The organism is Bacillus sp. NTK074B (assembly GCF_017303375.1).
Classification (GTDB): domain Bacteria; phylum Bacillota; class Bacilli; order Bacillales; family Bacillaceae_B; genus Rossellomorea.
In genome coordinates, this window is the sequence record NZ_JAFKOH010000004.1 from 176,965 (window position 1) to 193,642 (window position 16,678).

Below are 16,678 nucleotides of genomic sequence, written 5' to 3' on the forward strand. Positions count from 1 at the left end.
CCTAAATAAATAGAGAAAAGGAAGAAGCGACATGGCTCTTCCCTCTTCTGCTATTATTCTATCCTATTTTAGCCAATGAATATTCCTAAAATGAACACCACTCCGAATCCTACGAATCCGATAAGCGTTTCCATCACTGTCCATGATTTTAACGTATCTTTCACATCTAATCCAAAGTAACGGTTCACTAACCAGAATCCGCTGTCATTCACATGGGAGAAGACCGTCGCTCCAGATGCAATGGCGATAACCATCAGTCCAAGAACAGGTCCCTCCATGCCCAATGTTTCAATAAGCGGGCTCATCAATCCTGCTGCTGTAACCATAGAAACAGTCGCTGATCCTTGAGCGACACGAACAACCATGGCAATCAAGAAGGCAAGGGCGATCGGCGGCAGGCTGGAACCAGCCATCATATTTCCTAGTACTTCCCCAACACCTGAGTCGATCAATACTTGCTTGAATACTCCACCGGCACCTGTAACTAGGATGATGATCCCAGCAGGCTCAAGTGCTTTCGTTGCAATTTCCTGTACTTCCTGGCGGGAATATCCGCGCTTCGTTCCTAATAGAACGAACGTCAACAATGTTGCAATCGTTAAGGCTACGAATGGATGTCCTAAGAAAGTCAGGATGGAACGAACCATGTTTCCTTCATCCAGGATAACACCCGAAAGCGTATTCAATAAGATCAATACTAATGGGATCGAAATAAGAGAAGCAATCAGAGCGAAACTTGGAAGCTCTTTGTCGTACTCCATTTCTTCCGCCTGCATATATTCCGGTACCACTGCGTGAATTCGTTTCGAAATCCATTTTGCAAAAAGTGGACCTGCGATGATCATGGAAGGAACCCCCGCGATGGCACCAAACAGGATGACCCATCCAAGGTCTGCCCCGATCAAGTCCGCAACCGCAATCGGCCCCGGAGTCGGAGGGATGAAACTGTGTGTAACGGCAAGACCTGCAAGCAACGGAATTCCGTAGTATAGCAGTGACTTTCCAGTTTTACGTGCCAACCCATACACGATTGGTACAAGAATGATGAATCCTACATCAAAGAATACGGGAATGGCGACTAGGAAACCTGTAATACCAAGGGACCATTGTGCTTTATCTTCCCCAAATTTATTAATCAGCGTCTGGGCAAGTCGTTCCGCTCCTCCTGACACTTCAAGCATACGACCGAACATCGCGCCTAATCCAACGACAACGGCGACAAATCCGAGGGTCCCGCCCATACCGCTCTGAATCGAGGCAACCACTTCCTGCAAAGGCATTCCAGCGGCGATCCCTACGATTAAACTCACTAATAATAGGGCAACAAAAGCGTGAAGCTTTGTTTTAATTACTAAAAATAAAAGAAGAAAAATTCCGGCAAGTGCCACTAAAATAAGCATTTGATCTGACATTGTGTATCCCTACCTTTCTTTCGTCACGGCAGCCCTGCTGCCCATTTTTTATAACGGTTGATCCTGACTTCCTGTAGAGGGTAAATAGTAAAGCGTTTACAAAACACTCTATGTATCTACGACTCTCTAAATAATTGAAGAGAATCGCCTTTTTTCAATCAAAACCATCAGGAAAATTATTTTCTACCTAACTCTATTATAAAAAATATTTTTCCTTTTGCAACCGTTTTCAGAAATTATTTTTATTTTTCTATAAATCTTGTATAATAAAACTACGAAAACCCTTACAGGAGTGGTGTCTATGAGTCAACATCAACATTGTTTAGCAAGTATCCGTTCCCACTATCCCCAATTCAGTGTGACGGAGAAAAAAATTGCCGATTATATCCTTGAAAATCCAAATGAGATCATCCATTCCACGATTAATGGACTGGCCGAAGACTTGGGAGTTGCCGACTCTACTGTTTTCCGTTTTTGTAAACGCATCGGTTTCAAAGGATATCAGGCAATGAAAATTGCCCTTGCTTCAGAAATCGTCACTGGACTTAAAGATATCCACGAACGGATCAATGAAGGTGATACAGCACAGACAATTGCCACCAAAGTCTTCAGATCCAATGTTAAAACGATAGAAGACACATTAATGGTGGTTGATGAGAAGAAGCTTTTGAAAGCTGTAGATATGATGAATGGCGCCCGTTCCATTGAATTCTTCGGCAGTGGCGGATCCGGTGTCATCGCCCTTGACGCTTATCATAAGTTCATCCGGACCGGATTACGTGTTCATGCCGCAAGCGACAGTCACATTCAGCTTATGACGGCTTCCCAGATGACGAGTGACGATTGTGCTGTGTTCATATCCCACTCAGGTTCGACGAAGGATATCCTGCAGGTTCTCGACATCGTCAAAGAAACCGGGGCAAAGACCATCTGTATTACCAATTTCGCCAAGTCCCCATTAAGTCAAAGAGTCGATACGTCACTCTTCACCGTTTCCGAAGAAACCGATTATCGCTCAGAGGCCTTATCTTCCCGCATTGCCCAGTTAACATTGATTGATGCCCTATATGTCAATTTAATGATGAGACGGGAAGCGGAAGGACAGGATGCGCTTAGAAAGATGAGGAAGGCCATTTCGGTTAAAAGGCTGTAAAAAAAAGGTTGACCAGTGTGAACTGATCAACCTTTTTCACTTTAATCAAGATGACTCATCAGCGATGCTCCATACTCCGTCAACGCTTCGTCCAGCATTTGAAGACCGGCGTCAATTTGATCTTTTGTAACGGTAAGAGGAGGAATCATCCGGATCACTTCGGAGTGGTTTCCGCATAGGTAAAATAAAACCCCTTTTTCCAGAGCCCGGTCAAGGATGTCCATCAGTCCCTCCTGATTCGGTCCCCCTGTTTGGGGATGAACGATTTCGATTCCGATCATCAACCCCACCGCCCGGATGCTTCCAATCACAGGGTGTTTCTCCTGCAAATGCTCGAGCTTCGAAACGGCGTAAGCCCCCATCGTCTTCGTATTATCCAGGAGGTTTTCCTCTTTCATGACTTCTAAGGTGGCAAGACCGGCAGAGCAGGCAATCGGATTCCCTCCAAAAGTGGTTCCATGACTTCCAAGAGGCCATTGTTTCATCAGTTTATTGGATGCGACCGTTGCACTCAGGGGGAGCCCCGAGGCAATACCTTTTGCAATCGCCATGATATCAGGCGTCACCTCGAAGGTTTGTGCGGCAAACCAATTCCCGGTACGGCCGAATCCAGTTTGAACTTCATCAAAAATCAATAAAATACCGTGGCGATCACAAATCTCCCTTACCTTCTTAAGCCACACCTTCGGAGGGACAATATATCCGCCTTCCCCCAGTACGGGTTCTAAAATGACACAGGCCACTTCTTCAGGGGTTACCTGATGATTAAAAAGCGTTTCAAAATCCTTTTCAAGCTTTTCGACAACATACCGGGCCGAGTCCTCTCCCTCCCGGCACTCCCGTTCGTTTGCATATGGAATCTGATACGTTAATCCTGAAGGCTGCATAAACTTTCGGTACTTGCTTTTCGAAGTCGTAACACTGAGGGCACCCAATGAGCGACCGTGAAAACATCCGGTAAAGGAAATGACATAAGGACGTTTTGTCACGTATTTTGCGAGCTTGATAGCTCCCTCGATGGCTTCCGTTCCACTATTGGCAAAGAAGAAGCTGTCCAGGTCCCCTGGAAGGATCTCCGCCAATTCATCCGCCAGCCGAAGAATCGATTCATACATGATGACCCCGGAAGGCCCATGCATTAACCCGTCAGCTGCATCTTTGATCGCCTGTACGATTTTCGGGTGGCGATGCCCCACATTCGTCACGGCGATTCCAGATGTAAAATCAAGATACTTCCTTCCGTCAAGTCCGTAGTAGTAACAGCCCTCTTCTTTCACTACGGGTAAATTCGGATGATCCTTAGCCATACTTGGTGCCAAACGGTCCGGCATGCGCTCTATAAGCTGTTCAAACGTTCGTTCCATTTTTAGTACCCCCATATCCTTTTTTGTATAAATCGTCGAGGCTTTACATAAAGAAGAAATGCGCCAGTAACGCTACGATCGGCAACGTAATGATCGTACGCTGGATAAAGATGATAAACAGATCCAGGAAGCTGATGGGAATTTTAGATTTGATCAATAGTATCCCGATCTCGGACATGTAGATTAATTGAGTAAGAGACATAGCAGCAATCACGAATCTCGTTAACTCACTCTCAATGCCGCTCCCTACCACAGCTGGCAGGAACATATCGGCAAACCCGACGATCATCGCAGGGGCAGCATCCGCAGCCTGCGGGATTTGCAGGAGCTCGAGGAATGGAACGACTGGATAGGCCATGATATTGAATACCGGTGTATATTCAGCAACGACCAAGGCCAGTGTTCCAAGGGCCATCACAAGGGGAATGAGACCGAACCAGATATCCAATACGTTCTGCAATCCTTTTTTGGTCACTTCCCCGACACTTTTCACTTCGGATGCTTTTTCTACAGCTTTTTCAAAGCCCCACTGAAGGCGGGAAACATCATCAGGCACCGTTTCAGAAATCTGCATGCCCACAGGCTCATAATACGTGTCTTTTTTGCGTGAAAGAGGTGGAATCCTCGGACAGATCACGGCGGCTGCGATGCCGGCGATCACGACCGTACCGTATAACTGAACAAACATTGATTCCAATCCTATGAAACTGACAATCACGAGACTAAAGGCAATGGATGCAACCGAGAAGTTCGTTGCAATCACTGCCGCTTCGCGTTTTGTATAGTACCCCTCTTCAAATTGTTTCGTTGTAATGAGAACACCAACCGTCCCGCTTCCCATCCAGGAGGCAAGGGCATCGATGGACGATCTGCCCGGCAGCTGGAATAAAGGCTTCATGATCTTTTGAAGCAGCGTCCCGAAGAAATCCATCAGGCCAAAGTCTAAAAGCAATGGCATCAAGAGCCCCGCAAACAGGAACCAGGTCGTCAAGACGGGAACTAACGAATACAGGACCGTTCCACCCGTATAGTCTGATATAATCCACTCCGGACCGATTCCATTGACGGTCATCACGGCAAAAACAGTACCGATGACACGTGTGGCAATCCAGAAATAACCTACATCGAATAATCCTTTTAAGAATGATTGCTTCACAATCCATTGAGGTTTAAACATTTTCGTATAAATGGCCATCAAAGCCGATAGACCAAAAATGACTGTCATGAATAATGGCAATATACCTTCGAACATCCCTTGAAAATAAGAAGCGAATATTCCGACCCCGATGGTCATATTCCCTTCATAGGTAACAGGGATCAAAAACAACAACACCCCTATGAAGGAAGGAATGATAAACTTCATCGCTTCTTTTAGCGGTCTAGACTGAGTTTGCAACTCACTTACATTCGGTTTTCCTACTTCCATTGTCACACACCCCTTTGAAATTTTTATCCAATGACTGTGAAGCTGAAACGGCCCGCTCCCCCTTTATACGTTTCTAAGTCGATTCACCTTAATACTTGCAAGTATCATGCCAATTTTTATTTTATTTTGTATTTTTTAAGTTTTCTGACGACAGAAGGTTGACTGATCCCTAAACTTTGCGCCATTTGAGTTGTTGTCTTATGCTTGTCCCTCGCTTTCTTCAGCACCTGTTCTTCTACCGCTTCTAAGATGTCTGTTAACGATTGACCTTCATGGGCAAGTCCTGACAAATGACCACTCTGTTGTATGTATTGACCCGGCAGATTTTCCATTTCGATTAACTGCTTAGAAGAGGTTACAATGAGCCTCTCAATCACATTCATTAACTCCCTCACATTCCCTTTCCACTCCTGAATCAACAGCTGGTGAACCACTGCTTCATCCACCGTCCTCTGCCTTTGATATTTCTCACAAAAATAGTTCACAAAGTAATCGATCAACGTAATAATATCCGATGTCCTCTCCCTAAGAGGCGGAATGGTAATGGGCACTACATTCAGACGAAAGAACAAATCCTGCCTGAACTCCCTCTTCTCTATCGCCACCTCCAAATCCCTGTTCGTCGCTGCCAGGACCCGAAAGTCCACCTTCCTTTGCTTCGTTCCACCAACCCGGTAAAATTGTTTCTCCTGTACGAACTTCAGGATTTTCACTTGATTTGATTGAGATAGTTCACCGATTTCATCAAGAAAAAGAGTCCCTCCTTCTGCAAGTTCGGCTAATCCTACCTTCCCTTTACGATCCGCTCCAGTGAAAGAACCGGGCTCATACCCGAAGAATTCAGCTTCAAATAAGGACTCTGGTATAGCCCCGCAATTGACCTCTATGAAAGGCCCCATCTTTCTTTGACTTTTGTTATGAATGAATTTGGCGATATGGGACTTTCCAACACCTGATTCCCCCAGGAGCAGAACGTTCACATCTACATCCGCCACTTGAAGCGCGACCTGAAGCACCCTTTTCATTTCATCGCTTGTTGCAGTGATTCCTTCAGAATAATAATGACGGCTCCTGAGAATTTCCAGCTCGCTTTTCACCCTTTCCATCTCGTCTTCCATATCCATTAAATATTTTTTCATATTCAATAATTCGGTTACATCATGTGAATAGCTTACGACCCGCACTAATTGTCCATCTTCATGAAAGACTGGAATGCCTGTAACAAGGAGTTTCTTGCCTTCTTTACTTGTTTGAACCAGCGTGACTTTCTTCTTCTCCTTTAAAACCAACGGAGTCAATAAAGGTGTGAAGATTCCTTCTTTTTCAAGATCATAAACGGATTTACCGATCATATCTTCCGACTTCACATTGTAGATACCACCGGTTGCCTCACTGACTTTCAGAATGATCCCGTCTGTATTCGTCACTAAAATATCATCCTGCAGGGAATGAAGAATCGCTTCGTTTTCATTCCAAACTTTTTTCGCTTCAGTCATCCAAGTCACCCCTTTAATTAGTATTGAAATTATTCAATGATGAATAATCTTCACAAATTTTATTATATTAATCCATTTATACCAGACTTTTTTGATTATTTATACACTTCTGAATAATTTATTCATAAATGAATATTTTCTATCCAATAATTATTTTACTATTCAAATCATTTCGATTATCATTTGGGTAAGACTGTTGAAGGTGGGATTTGAATGGTACATAAAGATGAATTAACCCTGGAACATGCCCGTGAGCTGGACAAACAGGACTCACTTGCTCCATTCCGCAACGAATTCTATTTAAAGGAAAATCACTATTATATGGACGGGAATTCTTTAGGACTGCTTTCGAAGCGGGCTGAGGAGGCATTGCTGACCTCTTTGAATGATTGGAAAGAACATGGTATCGATGGGTGGATGGACGGTCAGGAGCCGTGGTTCTATTATTCCGAGAAACTTGGGGAGATGACTGCCCCTCTAGTGGGAGCAGAAGAGGAAGAGGTCATTGTGACAGGTTCCATCACGACGAATCTTCATCAATTACTCGCCACATTCTATCAACCTGCTGGAAAACGCACCAAGATTCTGGCAGATGAGCTGACTTTCCCCTCGGATATCTATGCAATTCAAAGCCAGCTGGAATTAAAGGGATATTCCCCAGACGACCATTTAATACAAGTGAAAAGCACAGACGGTTATACATTAAGAGAAGAGGACATTATCGGGCTTATGACGGATGAAATGGCTCTTATTCTATTACCGTCCGTTCTCTATCGAAGTGGACAGCTGCTGAATATCAAGCTATTGACGGCTGAAGCCCACAAACGTGGTATCGTCATCGGATTCGACCTTGCCCATTCCATCGGTGCCCTTCCCCACCAGCTGCATGAAGACGGGGTGGACTTTGCGGTTTGGTGCAATTACAAATACTTAAACAGCGGACCAGGTGGTGTAGGGGGATTATTCGTCCATAACCGGCATAGAGGGAAAAAGCCAGGTCTGTCCGGATGGTTCAGTTCCCGTAAGGAGGCACAGTTTGATATGGATCACCACTTGACGCACGCTGAATCAGCCGGGGCTTTTCAAATTGGCACGCCCCATATCCTGAGCAGTGCCCCCTTACTCGGTTCCCTCCAGTTGTTTGAGGAAGCCGGGATTCGGAATCTGAGAAGAAAATCCCTTTCTCTTACAAGATTCATGATGGACGTATTCCAACAGGAGCTTTCCGGATTTGGATTCACCCTTTGCAACCCTCTTGAAGATGATCGCCGGGGTGGTCATATCAGTTTAAAGCATGAGGAGGCAGCAAGAATTTGTAAAGCTTTGAAAGCAAACAGGGTGACGCCTGATTTCCGTTCACCTAACGTGATCCGTTTGGCTCCTGTCGCCCTCTATTCGTCCTACGAAGATGTATGGGTAACCGTTCAAATTCTGAAGGGAATCATGGAAAATGAAGAATATAAGCAGTTTGAAAATACGCGGAATGTTGTTGCGTAACGCAGGAAGGATGGTGCAATCATGAAGATCATGGATATATCTAGACCGCTCTACAACGGAACACCCGTCTGGCCCGGTGACACGGCATTTTCCTTCTCATTGAATTGGACGAAGGAGGAAACCGGATCCGTAAACGTCGGTCAGCTGACGATGAGTTCGCATACAGGGACCCATGTTGATGCTCCTTTCCACTTTGACAGTGATGGGAAACGGATCCTCGACATGCCACTTGAGCGATTCATGGGACCGGCTATCGTGGTTTCAGTAGAGGATATGTCGGAAATCGGTCCTGAGCAGGTGATGAAGGTCGACTTTACCTCTGTAAAGAAAGTACTTTTCAAAACCGATGCATGGAAGGAGCCCGCTCGATTCCCCAAGCATATCCCTCCTATCCATAAAGAACTTGCCCCTTTTTTAAAGGAAAAGGGGATTGATCTGATTGGGGTGGATCTTCCTTCCGTAGATCCCTTGGATAGTAAGGACTTACATGCCCATCATTCTCTTCGGGAGCATGACATCGGGATTTTGGAAGGGATCGACCTTTCCCATGTGAACCCCGGGGTATACGAACTTGTGGCCCTGCCCCTTCCCCTTAAAGAAGGGGACGGATCACCGGTTCGCGCCGTTTTAATCGATCGAAAGTAAAACATTTTCTTCTGACTGAATGGTTTTTGTCCTTGAAGTCGAATATATCTCCACTCCTTTTTCATAGACTAATAGTAGACGTTGATAGCTAGAAAAAGGAGTGGGGTTTATGGGAATTACGATCACCATCGGTTTTATCGTCATACTTGGAATCATTATGAGTATACTTATTTATTTCTTACGGCAGGCATTGGATTCGAATGATTCCAAAAAGGTTGATTCGCGTGATGATGATTTTTCGCAGTGAGGGACTTATAAAAGTAGATAAAAACCGCTAAATAGCCCCGGTATCCTGTGTTTCAAGGACGCCGGGGCTTTTTTTATTCCGTAATCTCCTTCTCCCCAAGCTTCATGGAGCTTGAACAAAGGGGACAAACCTTGGAATCCGTGTCTTCATGGGTTTCCGGCCTCTGCCATGCGATGCACCCAGGGCTTGTGCAAATCCATGCCAGAATCTTACTTATCTTACCGCTTCTCGCCTTTTTAGATGTCTTCTGTTGGTCCACATGGGGGATCTGTTTGAATAAATCCGCGATAAACCGCGAGGACTTCCGCTGTTCCCCTTGATAATAAGCAGGGGAAGAAATGAATAATCTCTCTTTCGCCCTTGTGATTGCCACATAAGCAAGGCGCCTTTCTTCTTCCACTGCACCGGAGGCCTTCTCTTTTTGATTCGGATCCTTGTAGACCTTATCCTCCAGCTTATTGGCGTTGAGGGCTGAACTGTGGGGGAGATTCCCTTCGATGGCCCCGATTAAAAACACGACAGGGAACTCCAGCCCCTTTGACCTGTGAATCGTCATAAGGGAAACGCTGTCGGTATCCTTATTGCCTCTTTGATTCGAATAGATTTCCTCATATTTTGCTTTCATCTCATCTATGAACGTAATGAAGCTCGAAATCGTTTCAAAGCGCTTTGCCGAACCTTCAAGCTCGTCCAGCATTTCTTTGATGAGTTCCTTTTGTTCGGTTACGACATGAGATTCCTGGGCATCGATGTATTGATGGTAGAATTCCTTCCGGATACGTTTGATGGCTGTTTCCGGTGATTGTTCACCGATCGCCTTCAGAAACTTCATCCGCTCCTTGATATTTTTCACCTGGAAAGGCTTAAGCCCTGATAAAGTCGTCAAGTGAATGAGGGGATACTTCTTTCTCTCTTTCTGTTCTTCTTCCAAAATGTGAGCCATCCCTCGATCCCTTCTAATGAAAAGCGTGGGCAGGATGGATTCCATCGATGAGAAATTCCTCGGAACAATCGATAATCGTAAGTAATCCACAACCGGTTTCACCGTCCAGTTTTCATAGAAAAGGGAATCCTTCTGATTATAAGGAGTGAAGGGAATTTCCTTTAGAAGCAACTGCTCGAACACGGCACGGCCGCTGCTCATGGTGCGGTGAAGAACCGTCATGTCCCTGTACGTGTATCCTTCATCTATCAGTCTTTGAATTTCTTCCGTAATCCAGACGGCTTCTTCATCTGCCGTTGCGGGTCTTGAATATAAAGGCTTTTGACCTTCGATTTTGGTAGCAATCAATTCTTTTTTCCGTCTTTGTTCATTCCGCCCGATCACTTCATTTCCCAACCCGATAATATAGGCATCTGAACGGTAGTTTTCTTTTAGTGTCACGACTTTCGCATCAGGAAACTCTTCATCAAAGTCCAAAATGAATTCATTTCGGGCCCCGTTGAAGGTATAGATCGTTTGATCGTCATCCCCCACCACAAACAAGTTCCGGTGAGCCGCAATCAATTTGATAAGCTCGTATTGTACAAGATTCGTATCCTGGAATTCATCGACCATGACATACTGAAAACGATGCTGAAGAGAAGTCAGCAGGTTTGGGTTACCCAGTAATAATTGATACGCCTCAGTCAAGATATCATCAAAATCCATTTTATGATTCATACGCTTCCACTCTTCATATTTCAATAGAATGTCACGCACTTCTTTTTCTGACTTGGATTTCTGCGGAAGTTCCCTGATATTTTTTTGATTCAATTTATAATGAGAGAGCTTTGCAAGGAGCGTCTCGGCATCATAAGGATCATAGATATTCATTTCTCTCTGAATCTGCTTCAAGATGATTTGTTTATATCTCTCATTCCCGATCACTTCCTGTGTATAATGACGGGATCTTAATAGATATAAAAACAAAGCATGGAAAGTGCTGGCATGAACCTGTCCCCCATTTTCCGTACCTGGCAGGTTTGAGATCCTCTGCTTCATTTCTTCCGACGCTTTTTTCGTGAACGTGACGAGTAAAATATTTCTGGGATGAATATCCTTTACCTTCATCAGGTATCCTGCCCTGCAGACAAGCACCGTTGTCTTCCCTGTCCCTGCACCTGCCAGGGTCAGGCATGGACCTTTCACATGCCGTACCGCTTCCATTTGGGATGCATTCAAGTGGATGCCCGCTTCTTCCAACGTCCGAAAGAAAAAAGCATCCTCTTCATGGGAGGATATCAGATGATTCGTGGTCTCCCCTTTATGGAGTGGCGCCACGGGGATTTCTTTCTTTTCCGCTTCATATGGATAAATAGAATAGTTGGTCAATACTTTATTCAAAGCTCATTCTCCTAGCTTTTCTTTACGATTCATAACCTTCTCATCATAACAAGAGCCCTTTGTGAATAGCAATGACAATCTCATGGTGGAAGGGATGGACTACTGGATATGTAAATACTGTTAAACGATTGTTTAATCCACTGAACCCTAGTAGAATAAATGTTTTGAAGTACTAAACAAACGTTTGTTTAAATTGGATATGCTCCCAGGGGATTAACATATTGTAAAAAAAGGTAATAAAACATTAGGTGATAAACGATGAAACTAACAAAATGGGGCTTTACCCGTTTCAACAGCATAAAAGCAGAATTCGATCACTTCCCCCACTCCCTTGTCATCCTCAGGAAAATCAGAAACTACTACTTCATCAACAAAATCCACTGGTCCCACCTCGATCCCGTCGTCGAAACCCATCATCTTGAACAAATGGAACTCTTAGTCAACCGGGAGATGGATCTGGAGGAGAATTATCTTAGGAGGAGATTGGATTGATGAGTGTTTTACTCGTGTCATGAATTAATTTAAAATTAAGAGATTTAAAGTTACCCTCAAAACTTTTGTTAAAAAGAATTTGGTGTTTGGATTATCCACTCCTAATTAATGATACTTTGCAGAAGCATAGAGTGGATTGTAGCGGAAGGTGCTCGACTCCCTCGGGAAACAACGAAAAGCGGAGGCGGCTCGTTCAGCCCCGACAAGCATAAGATGAATGGGCTAAGAAGGCGTTCTTTTGCCTTCTTGGACCATTTAGCTTATGACCTCGAGGGGCTAGCCGCCGGAGCTGGACAGCACGAAAAGCGGAGGCGGCTTGCTCAGCCCCGACAAGCATAAGATGAATGGGCTAAGAAGGCGTTCTTTTGCCTTCTTAGCCCATTCATCTTATGACCTCGAGGGGCTAGCCGCCGGAGCTGGACAGGTGAGATCCCACAGGCTGAGGAGGCTCAACGCCAGCCCCGCGGAAAGCGAGCACCTGCAGCGAAAAGGAACGGTCCACATATAAATAGACCACTCATTCAACGACCATCCCCAAATCATTTCAGATAAGATTTTAAAAAACCAAGAAAAAATAAGATAAACCGAGATAAACACCTATTCCAATTCTAAAAACACCCAAAACCACACTATATTGATTATTCTGAACATTTGCATTAATTTTATAATTTGTTAATATATAATTAATAAATGATTTACAAACACAAACTTTAAAGGAAGGCGTGATTCCAATGAAGTGAGCTAGCAAAGCATATCAGCATCACATCTAGCCTTTGAGATCGGCCCGTGAAAACTGATTTCAAGATGTGTGGATATGCGGGAATGCGCAATCTTATTTCAGGAGATGATTCCAATGAAGAGTGTAAGCGAAGCATGCTAACATCATGGTACGCAAGAAGATAGCCCGTGAAAACTATCTTCGTAACATGTGGGCGTGTGGGAAAATCAGCGGAAGAGGAAAATAAACTAATAAACCATGCAAGACCATTAATTTAAATGTTAAATGAATGTTACGTATGTGTATTAGTAAGAAAGGATAGTAAAGTTAATTGAATAAGGTTTACTTAAGTTAAGACGCTGTTTATGTGGTATAGGCATAAGCAGCGTCTTAAATTTGTGTCAAAATTCTTCTTTTAATAAAGAGCAGACGGCCGCATCGCAAAAGACGCCTTTTTCAAATGCCGCTTTCCTTAAGACCCCTTCAAACGTAAAGCCTGCTTTCTCCAGACTTCTCTTGGATGCCGTATTTTCCGGATCGTAGTACGCTTCTATGCGATTAAGGGCCATTTCCTCAAATCCGTATCGGAGGATGGGCTGCAATACTTCAGTGATTATCCCTTGCCTCCAATAAGCTGGATGAACCTCAAATCCCACCTCCGCTTTAAAATGTTCTTTTTCCCATTGATGAAAACCGCAGCTGCCGATGATCTCGTTGGAGCCTTTTAAAGCAATCCCCCACCTGATGCCTTCATTAACATGAAACTTTCCGTTCCATTTATCGATGATGTCCCGTGCCTGCTTTTCCTCTTGGAAAGATTCCAAATCATAATAGCGTGTTACTTCATCTTTAGAAAAATAGTCAAAAACATTGGGAGCATCTCCCTCTTGCATCTGTCGTAAACGGAATCTATCTGTTTCCAAGACCGGAAAAGTTCGTGTCAGCATAGTTCATTCTCCTTTTCTTATTGTTCTACTTATTAATTCAACACGGGATTTTACAATGCCTTCTTAATCGGGAAAGTTTCATAAAAACACAATTTGTGTTCTTTCCTTTATCTGGTTACAATCGATATAACAGATAAAAAAGGATGGGAATGGCGATGAAAGCCGATAAAATCATTGTAAGTACTGCTTTATTTACCGGAAATGCAGCTTTCCCTATAGATGGGTTTGCCGCTGTCAAACGGGATATGATCATAGGGGTTGGCCCCCGTTCTGAGATGGAGGTTCTTAAAGGACCTGGTACTGACGTATGGGATGTCGGAAGCCGACTCGTAGCGCCGGGATTTCATGACTTTCATCTTCATTGGTTTTTAGGTGCAATGTTTGAAGGATTTTGCCAATTGACTTTCGGTTCTACAGAAGATTTGACGGCAAAAATGGTGGCAGACTATGCAGGAAAGCACCCCGATGAGGAATGGGTGCTCGGGTTCGGTTGGCATCATGTACGCTGGCCGGGACAGGTGCTCCCCACCCGTCATTCATTGGACCAATATGTCCCACACCGACCCGTCGTTCTCCTGAATGAAGAAGCTCATAGCGCGTGGCTGAATACGGCCGCCCTGGAGAAATTAGGGATTCACCGGGATTCACCCGAGCCTCCCTTTGGGAAGATTGAAAAAGATAAGAACGGGGATCCTACAGGTTTTTTGTACGAGACAGCTGTTAAATACGTGGTGAAAGCCTTCAACTTTGACGAGAAAGTGAAACTCAGATTGATGGATGGGATGCTGAAGAAGGCTTCTTCCTTCGGGGTCACTTCCGTTTCCGACATGCTGCCCCTTCCCGGCTATACGTTGGGTGATCCCTCTTTCTATAGGCAGTTTGAGGAAAAAGGGAAGCTCACGACACGCATTCATTTTCTGGATGTGATGGACGGAGATCTTGAACGAAGCATCGATTACAGGGATAAGTATCATTCAGATAAGCTTCAATTTTCAGGAGTGAAACAATTCTTGGATGGGGTCCCCCTTACCTATACCGGGTATTTGCTGCAGCCATATGCTGACCGCCCTGCAGAAACCGGTGGTACCATTTATGAGCCCGAAGTGTACCGCCAGTTGATAGAGGACGCTGACCGGGAAGGAATCCGGATCCGCCTTCACGCTTGCGGGGATGCGGCAGTACGGATGGGGCTGGATCTGTATGAGCATGTGCAGCATGTGAATGGAGTACGGGATTCCCGGCATACGATTGAACATATTGAGGTTTGCAGTCCGGATGACTTTGAACGGTTTCAGAAACTCGGGGTCATCGCTTCCATCCAACCTGAGCACCTTACGTCGGGATCAATGGACACTCATGCCTATCTGGACCGACTCGGAAAAGAACGGGCAAGGTTCACATGGCCAATCGGATCCTTGCAGCAGCATAACGCAAGCATCGCGTTCGGCACGGATTATCCGATTGTGGATTTGAATCCTATGCTGGGCCTTTACAGGGCTGTCACCCGTAAGCATGAAGATGGTACTCCTTACGGCGGATGGAATCCAAAAGAGAAAATCTCATTGGCGCATGCCCTGATTCATTACACGAAATCGGCTGCTTATGGAAACTTCAGAGAGAATGATTTAGGAACAATCGAAGAGGGAAAGAAAGCAGATTTGGTCGTGTTGGACCGAAATCCATTCGAAGGGGAGGCAGAGTCTATCCTTGAGACAAATGTGTGGTTGACCATGATGGACGGTGAGATCGTGTTTGGAAAGTAGCTACGTAACACAATAAAGGTCCGTCCCTCATATATGAGGGACGGACCTTTAACGTATGCTATTTTGTTTCCGGGTCCTGCAGGCCCCCGCCTCGTATCGTCTTTTCCTTGAATGGGAGGTTGAGTTCGTTGCTTAGCTTCTCAAGGAAGCTCAGCTCGCGCTTTGAGACGAGACAGATGACGGTTCCTTCTGCCCCCATCCGTCCGGTCCTTCCTGAACGATGGATATACTGCTTTGTGTCACTCGGGAAGTCGAAATGGATGACATGTGTAACGTCTGTGATATCCAGACCACGTGCGGCGACATCTGTTGTGAGAAGCATGGACACTTTATCAGAGCGGAAGCGGTCCAGTGATTGTTTACGCTCCATCTTGTTGGATTCCCCTGCCAGTACTTCGAGCTCGACTCCCTTATATTTAAGTTTCTCTTCCATTTCAGAGAGTTTCTCCAGTTGATTGAAGAATACAAGTGCCTTGATCCCTTTGAAGTAAGATATGCTTCTGAGGGCTTCCATTTTATCCCGCAATTCACTATACACAAACACGTGGTCCACTTTCGGATTATCCAGATTCGCTTCCATTTTAATGATTTCATGGTTCTGTAGCAGAGACTGTGCTACCTGTTCTGTTTCATCTGATAATGTTGCAGAGAAGAATAGAACCTGACGTTCTTTCAGAGTCGATTTAATGATATCCTTCACTTCCCGGATATGTTCTGCTGAGATCATCAAGTCGAATTCGTCCACGACGATCGTTTTCACTTCATGCATTTTCAGCTTTTTCATTTTCATCAGTTCGATCATACGTCCGGTAGTTCCGACCACGATATGCGGCTTTTTCTTCAGTTTCTCTACCTGCTTTTTAATATTTGCTCCACCAATGAAGGCAGCACTCGTTACGTCTGTCCCCTTCGCCCATTTCTGGATTTCCTGGTTGATCTGCATGACCAGTTCTCTTGATGGAGCAAGGATGACGGCCTGCGCCTGTTTTCTCGACGGATCAATGGCCTGGATAATCGGCAGCAAATAGGCAAGAGTTTTCCCGGTCCCTGTCGGCGATTCGCATACGACATCCTTCCCTTCCATGATGACCGGCACAACTTTTTCCTGTACAGGAGTAAAGGAAGTAAACCCTGATTCTTCCCAGTTTTTCTGTAGTGACGGGGAATGTATACTATCTGATATTGAATTCAT

At 44.8% G+C, this 16,678-nt stretch carries 13 protein-coding genes; 6 read left to right on the top strand and 7 right to left on the bottom strand.

The window, feature by feature from the left end; translation table 11 throughout:
* Positions 1 to 68: 68 nt before the first annotated feature.
* Positions 69 to 1,412: a GntP family permease gene (locus JI667_RS08875; protein ID WP_206852220.1), complete on the bottom strand. Its 1,344-nt coding sequence runs from the start codon at positions 1,410 to 1,412 to the stop codon at positions 69 to 71.
* Between the two features lie 301 nt (positions 1,413 to 1,713).
* Between JI667_RS08875 and JI667_RS08880 the strand changes: the two genes are divergently transcribed.
* A complete protein-coding gene (locus tag JI667_RS08880) occupies positions 1,714 to 2,565 on the top strand; it encodes a MurR/RpiR family transcriptional regulator (RefSeq protein WP_206852221.1) in 852 nt (283 codons plus the stop codon).
* A gap of 41 nt (positions 2,566 to 2,606) precedes the next feature.
* Here JI667_RS08880 and JI667_RS08885 read toward each other — a convergent pair whose 3' ends face one another.
* From JI667_RS08885 to JI667_RS08895, 3 genes are all read right to left on the bottom strand, one after another.
* Positions 2,607 to 3,929: an aspartate aminotransferase family protein gene (locus JI667_RS08885; protein ID WP_206852223.1), complete on the bottom strand. Its 1,323-nt coding sequence runs from the start codon at positions 3,927 to 3,929 to the stop codon at positions 2,607 to 2,609.
* 43 nt (positions 3,930 to 3,972) lie between these two features.
* Entirely contained in the window at positions 3,973 to 5,355 is a 1,383-nt protein-coding gene (locus JI667_RS08890) for a YjiH family protein (protein ID WP_206852224.1), read from the bottom strand.
* A gap of 116 nt (positions 5,356 to 5,471) precedes the next feature.
* The gene (locus JI667_RS08895) at positions 5,472 to 6,851 is read right to left on the bottom strand and encodes a sigma-54 interaction domain-containing protein (protein ID WP_206852228.1); all 1,380 of its coding nucleotides are present in this window, start codon (positions 6,849 to 6,851) and stop codon (positions 5,472 to 5,474) included.
* Positions 6,852 to 7,064: 213 nt separating this feature from the next.
* Here JI667_RS08895 and kynU point away from each other — a divergent pair, with 213 nt between their 5' ends.
* The 3 genes from kynU (at position 7,065) to JI667_RS08910 (ending at position 9,240) form a co-directional block, all read left to right on the top strand.
* Positions 7,065 to 8,348, top strand: coding sequence for a kynureninase (kynU, locus tag JI667_RS08900; protein ID WP_206852229.1), 1,284 nt, complete (start codon positions 7,065 to 7,067; stop codon positions 8,346 to 8,348).
* 21 nt (positions 8,349 to 8,369) lie between these two features.
* On the top strand, positions 8,370 to 8,993 hold the full coding sequence (gene kynB / locus JI667_RS08905) for an arylformamidase (RefSeq protein ID WP_206852232.1): 624 nt from the start codon (positions 8,370 to 8,372) through the stop codon (positions 8,991 to 8,993).
* 109 nt (positions 8,994 to 9,102) lie between these two features.
* A complete protein-coding gene (locus tag JI667_RS08910; RefSeq protein ID WP_206852233.1) occupies positions 9,103 to 9,240 on the top strand; it encodes a hypothetical protein in 138 nt (45 codons plus the stop codon).
* Between the two features lie 73 nt (positions 9,241 to 9,313).
* Here JI667_RS08910 and JI667_RS08915 read toward each other — a convergent pair whose 3' ends face one another.
* Entirely contained in the window at positions 9,314 to 11,566 is a 2,253-nt protein-coding gene (locus JI667_RS08915) for a UvrD-helicase domain-containing protein (RefSeq protein WP_244668261.1), read from the bottom strand.
* A 258-nt stretch (positions 11,567 to 11,824) separates the two neighbouring features.
* Here JI667_RS08915 and JI667_RS08920 point away from each other — a divergent pair, with 258 nt between their 5' ends.
* Positions 11,825 to 12,058: a hypothetical protein gene (locus tag JI667_RS08920; RefSeq protein WP_206852236.1), complete on the top strand. Its 234-nt coding sequence runs from the start codon at positions 11,825 to 11,827 to the stop codon at positions 12,056 to 12,058.
* Between the two features lie 1,119 nt (positions 12,059 to 13,177).
* Here the strand turns inward: JI667_RS08920 and JI667_RS08925 are convergent.
* Positions 13,178 to 13,723, bottom strand: a complete 546-nt coding sequence (locus JI667_RS08925) for a GNAT family N-acetyltransferase (RefSeq protein WP_206852238.1) — start codon at positions 13,721 to 13,723, stop codon at positions 13,178 to 13,180.
* Between the two features lie 155 nt (positions 13,724 to 13,878).
* Between JI667_RS08925 and JI667_RS08930 the strand changes: the two genes are divergently transcribed.
* Positions 13,879 to 15,486, top strand: coding sequence for an amidohydrolase (locus JI667_RS08930; protein ID WP_244668262.1), 1,608 nt, complete (start codon positions 13,879 to 13,881; stop codon positions 15,484 to 15,486).
* 58 nt (positions 15,487 to 15,544) lie between these two features.
* Here the strand turns inward: JI667_RS08930 and JI667_RS08935 are convergent, their stop codons facing one another.
* Positions 15,545 to 16,678, bottom strand: a complete 1,134-nt coding sequence (locus tag JI667_RS08935; RefSeq protein WP_206852242.1) for a DEAD/DEAH box helicase — start codon at positions 16,676 to 16,678, stop codon at positions 15,545 to 15,547.

Bases quoted from the DNA above. Each gene is read 5' to 3' on its own strand.
- JI667_RS08875 (WP_206852220.1), bottom strand. From the start codon at position 1,412: ATGTCAGATCAAATGCTTATTTTAGTGGCACTTGCCGGAATTTTTCTT.
- JI667_RS08880 (WP_206852221.1), top strand. From the start codon at position 1,714: ATGAGTCAACATCAACATTGTTTAGCAAGTATCCGTTCCCACTATCCC.
- JI667_RS08885 (WP_206852223.1), bottom strand. From the start codon at position 3,929: ATGGAACGAACGTTTGAACAGCTTATAGAGCGCATGCCGGACCGTTTG.
- JI667_RS08890 (WP_206852224.1), bottom strand. From the start codon at position 5,355: ATGGAAGTAGGAAAACCGAATGTAAGTGAGTTGCAAACTCAGTCTAGA.
- JI667_RS08895 (WP_206852228.1), bottom strand. From the start codon at position 6,851: ATGACTGAAGCGAAAAAAGTTTGGAATGAAAACGAAGCGATTCTTCAT.
- kynU (WP_206852229.1), top strand. From the start codon at position 7,065: ATGGTACATAAAGATGAATTAACCCTGGAACATGCCCGTGAGCTGGAC.
- kynB (WP_206852232.1), top strand. From the start codon at position 8,370: ATGAAGATCATGGATATATCTAGACCGCTCTACAACGGAACACCCGTC.
- JI667_RS08910 (WP_206852233.1), top strand. From the start codon at position 9,103: ATGGGAATTACGATCACCATCGGTTTTATCGTCATACTTGGAATCATT.
- JI667_RS08920 (WP_206852236.1), top strand. From the start codon at position 11,825: ATGAAACTAACAAAATGGGGCTTTACCCGTTTCAACAGCATAAAAGCA.
- JI667_RS08925 (WP_206852238.1), bottom strand. From the start codon at position 13,723: ATGCTGACACGAACTTTTCCGGTCTTGGAAACAGATAGATTCCGTTTA.
- JI667_RS08930 (WP_244668262.1), top strand. From the start codon at position 13,879: ATGAAAGCCGATAAAATCATTGTAAGTACTGCTTTATTTACCGGAAAT.
- JI667_RS08935 (WP_206852242.1), bottom strand. From the start codon at position 16,678: ATGAATTCAATATCAGATAGTATACATTCCCCGTCACTACAGAAAAAC.